5 protein-coding genes are annotated in these 4039 nt (G+C 37.8%); 1 reads left to right on the forward strand and 4 read right to left on the reverse strand.

Going from position 1 to position 4039, the window contains the following annotated elements; translation table 11 throughout:
* Together ACNKXV_RS01500 and recR are read right to left on the reverse strand one after the other, a co-directional pair.
* Positions 1 to 236: biotin/lipoyl-containing protein (locus ACNKXV_RS01500; RefSeq protein ID WP_417905925.1), on the reverse strand; the 236-nt coding region annotated here is incomplete at its 3' end.
* A 215-nt stretch (positions 237 to 451) separates the two neighbouring features.
* Complete coding sequence (recR, locus tag ACNKXV_RS01505) at positions 452 to 1069, reverse strand: recombination mediator RecR (protein WP_417905926.1); 618 nt, start codon at positions 1067 to 1069, stop codon at positions 452 to 454.
* Between the two features lie 77 nt (positions 1070 to 1146).
* Here recR and ACNKXV_RS01510 point away from each other — a divergent pair, with 77 nt between their 5' ends.
* Positions 1147 to 2592, forward strand: coding sequence for a sodium:solute symporter (locus ACNKXV_RS01510; protein ID WP_417905927.1), 1446 nt, complete (start codon positions 1147 to 1149; stop codon positions 2590 to 2592).
* Here the strand turns inward: ACNKXV_RS01510 and ACNKXV_RS01515 are convergent.
* Positions 2563 to 2925: a CoA-binding protein gene (locus tag ACNKXV_RS01515; protein ID WP_417905928.1), complete on the reverse strand. Its 363-nt coding sequence runs from the start codon at positions 2923 to 2925 to the stop codon at positions 2563 to 2565. The genes ACNKXV_RS01510 and ACNKXV_RS01515 overlap by 30 nt on opposite strands.
* 274 nt (positions 2926 to 3199) lie before the next feature.
* On the reverse strand, positions 3200 to 4039 hold an 840-nt coding region (locus ACNKXV_RS01520), incomplete at its 5' end, for an ATP-binding cassette domain-containing protein (RefSeq protein WP_417905929.1).

The following is a 4039-nucleotide window of genomic DNA, read 5'->3' on the forward strand; positions in this document are numbered from 1 at the left end:
GTTTCTATAATCGCGATAGTTTGACCTACTTGCACCACATCATCAACTTCGAATAGCTTTTCTACAAGTTTACCATCAACTTCACTGGGCACTTCACTATCAACCTTATCTGTAGCGATCTCAAGGACCGGTTCGTCCATTTCAATAGTATCTCCAACTTCCTTAAGCCAGCTTGTAATAGTTGCCTCGGCAACACTTTCACCCATTTTGGGCAATTTCAATTCGTATTTTGCCATATCGTTAAATCAGATGCGATTTTTAATGTTTAAGTTGCGAATTTAATCAAAAAACCACTTTATAAATATTAAAATATCAATAAAATTAGCTTTTACTGAATTTTCTATGGTAGTATTTGACTAATATTTTCAGGTTAAAATTACAATTTCAGCAACGCAATTGAAAAATAAATCCTGAATTTTAAGTTTTTAATTGGTAGAATTTCCTGTAGATCTTAACTCTTCAGGGAATTTTCAAATGGGATTCTGTTGGTAATACTTCTTCCTAAAGTAACCTCATCTGCATACTCCAGTTCATCTCCAACAGAAATACCTCTGGCAATGGTAGAGGTTTTTACATTCGTCCCTTCCAGTTGCTTAAAGATGTAAAAATTAGTGGTATCCCCTTCCAGGGTACTGCTCAAAGCAAAAATGATCTCTTCAACTTTCCCGGCAGAAACTTTTTCCATAAGCTGCCTGATGGTTAATTGCGAGGGCCCTACTCCATCCATAGGACTTATCTTCCCGCCAAGCACATGGTAATGACCTCGGTACTGGCCAGTATTTTCTATCGCCATCACATCTCGTATATCTTCCACCACACAAACGATTTCTGAAACCCTTGCCGGATTTGCGCAAATTTCACAAAGCTCTGTGTCACTAATATTGAAACAGTTCTGACAAAGTTTGATATTATTCCGAAGATCCATCAGGGATTTTGACAACTGTGCGGTTTGATCTTCCGGTTGTTTTAATAAATGTAAAACCAGCCGGAGTGCAGTTCGCTTCCCGATACCCGGCAACTGAGACATTTGGTCTACTGCCTGTTCCAGTAATTTTGAAGAAAAATCCATACGCGAATTTATGATTTTTTTGACGGATGAAATTACTTAAGGCTTAATTTGTAAATTGCCCGCCAGAATAACTACTTATGCAACCTTATCAAATTTTGATCCTTATCGCCGCCTATTTTGCGGTGCTTATTTTAATCTCTTATTTTACCGGGAGAGGCGGCAGCAATGCTGAATTTTTTAAAGCTGATAAGCAGGCGCCATGGTACCTGGTGGCATTTGGAATGATAGGAGCGTCCCTAAGCGGAATTACCTTTATCTCCATTCCGGGAACGGTGGAAAGTGACTCCTTTAGTTACTTTCAGGTTGTATTGGGCTACACAGTAGGTTATGCTGTGATAGGACAGGTATTACTCCCACTTTATTACCGGCTGAATCTAACCTCTATATACACCTATTTAGATACCCGTTTTGGAAATTCATCTTATAAAACAGGGGCATCTTTTTTCCTGCTATCCCGGGTCGTAGGTGCCAGTTTCAGATTATTTCTGGTAGCCAATGTGCTTCAGCTCATTGTATTTGACGCATTAAATGTTCCTTATTATATCACCGTATCCATCACCATATTATTGATCTGGCTTTACACTTTTAAAAGCGGGATCAAAACAATTATCTGGACAGATACCTTACAAACATTTTTTATGCTGCTGGCCTTAGGAATCAGCATCTATTTTATTTCTGAAGATCTTGGATTTTCAGTCACCAATTTAATGGGATATCTGGCAGAAAGCGAACATTCACAGATCTTCTTTTTCGACGACTGGAAAAGCAAGGATCATTTTGTAAAGCAATTTTTATCTGGTGCTTTTATAGCAATAGTAATGACCGGATTGGACCAGGATATGATGCAGAAAAACCTTACCTGCAGGAGTTTAAAAGACGCGCAAAAAAATATGTTCTGGTTTACCATAGTGCTCGTGATCGTAAATTTCCTTTTCCTTGCCCTAGGTGTTCTGTTAACAGATTATGCCGATATAAACGGTATTACTGAAGTTAGAGATGAGCTTTTCCCGGCTATCGCCACCAGCGGAGAGCTTGGTTTTGCCGTGGCCATATTTTTTATACTTGGTTTGATCGCTGCAGCATATTCCAGTGCAGATAGCGCGCTTACCGCCTTAACTACATCGTTTAGTATCGATATTCTGGATATCGAGAAAAAATATGATGAAAAGAAACAGGTTAGAATAAGAAAGCAAATTCATATCGCAATTTCCATCCTTCTCATCTTGGTAATGTTAAGTTTTAAATATGCCATTGCAGATAAAAGTGTGATCAACAAATTATTCCAGTTCGCCGGTTATACTTATGGCCCTTTACTCGGTCTTTACACCTTTGGCCTTTTCACTAAATGGAATATTAAGGACAAACTGGTACCCGTTGTAGCAATTACGGCACCGGTATTATCCTACATCATTAGCCTGAACAGTATGCTTTGGTTTGGATTTGAATTTGGATTCTTTATATTAATCCTGAACGGAGCGCTAACATTTCTGGGATTAGTACTGCTGAGAAGAAAGCATGACTAAGGTGCATGCATTCTCATAAGGGATCCTATTTCGCTCAAGAAGTTGATACAGTTCTGGATTTTCTGTCCCCGGATTGAAAATCACCCTATTTGGTGCAAGGGAAATGATATAATCATAATAATCCTTCTGCCTTTGAGCATTGAGATATAAGGTTATAGTGTCTATATCCTGAAACGGAAACATTTCAGTTTTAATTTCTACTCCATCAACTTTTCCACTTCTTAAACCAATTGCTTCGGTAGGCTGGTTATGTCTCACCAATTTACTTATCGCAAGATTCGAATAGCGAGTTGGTTTTAAAGAAGCTCCTAAAACAAGTGTTTTTTTCTTCATAATTCAAAGTAAACAAAAATCACTGTAACAAATAAATTCAATTCCGGTCTTTTATACAAGGACCGGCCCCTAAGACTTAATCTGTTAATTATGATGGTTAGTGTTAATTAGGTTAAGTCTAATTAGCTTCACCTCCTAACCGGGGTGCAGTTTTTATTAGTAACTCATTCTTAGATGAAATGTTCTTCTGAATCTATCTTTCAATATCACAAACAATTAAACCCATAAAAAAAGCCCTGCGATGCAGGGCTTTTGACATTACTATTGGAGTAGATTATGCTTCTACAGCATACATTTTCTCTCTTTGCTCTCTTATACTCTTATCACTCATATACTCATCAAAACTTAAGTAACGATCTATCACTCCACCAGGAGTAAGTTCTATTACTCTGTTTGCAACAGTTTGTGCAAATTCATGATCGTGAGTTGTAAACAAAACGGTTCCTTTGAAATTCTTCAATGAATTATTGAAAGCCGTAATAGATTCAAGGTCAAGGTGATTGGTAGGCTCATCAAGCATAAGAACATTCGCTCTTATCATCATCATCCTACTTAACATACAACGCACCTTTTCACCTCCGGATAATACTCGGCAGGTTTTAAGCGCCTCTTCTCCACTAAATAACATTTTCCCAAGGAATCCGCGAATATAAACTTCTTCTCTTTCTTCTTCAGTTTTTGCCCACTGTCTTAACCAGTCTACTAAACTTAGATCGCTTTCAAAATATTCAGAATTATCTGCCGGCAGGTAAGATTGTGAAGTGGTTACACCCCAGGAATATTTCCCTTTAACAGGTTCCTGCCTTCCATTTATAATTTCGTAAAAAGCTGTTGTAGCACGGGAATCCTTAGAGAATACCACTACTTTATCACCTTTTGCAAGGTTGATATCAACATTTTTAAATAATGTTTCACCTTCTAAACTAGCTTCCAGTTGTTCTATATTCAAAATCTGATCCCCTGCTTCACGTTCTCTTTCAAAAATAATTGCAGGATATCTACGGCTTGAAGGTTTGATCTCATCAATATTCAGCTTATCGATCATCTTCTTTCTGGAAGTAGCCTGTTTACTCTTAGCAACGTTTGCACTAAATCGCAGAATAAACTCCTGAAG

The sequence above is a fragment of the Christiangramia aquimixticola genome (assembly GCF_048285835.1).
Classification (GTDB): Bacteria; Bacteroidota; Bacteroidia; order Flavobacteriales; family Flavobacteriaceae; genus Christiangramia; species Christiangramia aquimixticola.

Bases quoted from the DNA above. Each gene is read 5' to 3' on its own strand.
- recR (WP_417905926.1), bottom strand. From the start codon at position 1,069: ATGGATTTTTCTTCAAAATTACTGGAACAGGCAGTAGACCAAATGTCT.
- ACNKXV_RS01510 (WP_417905927.1), top strand. From the start codon at position 1,147: ATGCAACCTTATCAAATTTTGATCCTTATCGCCGCCTATTTTGCGGTG.
- ACNKXV_RS01515 (WP_417905928.1), bottom strand. From the start codon at position 2,925: ATGAAGAAAAAAACACTTGTTTTAGGAGCTTCTTTAAAACCAACTCGC.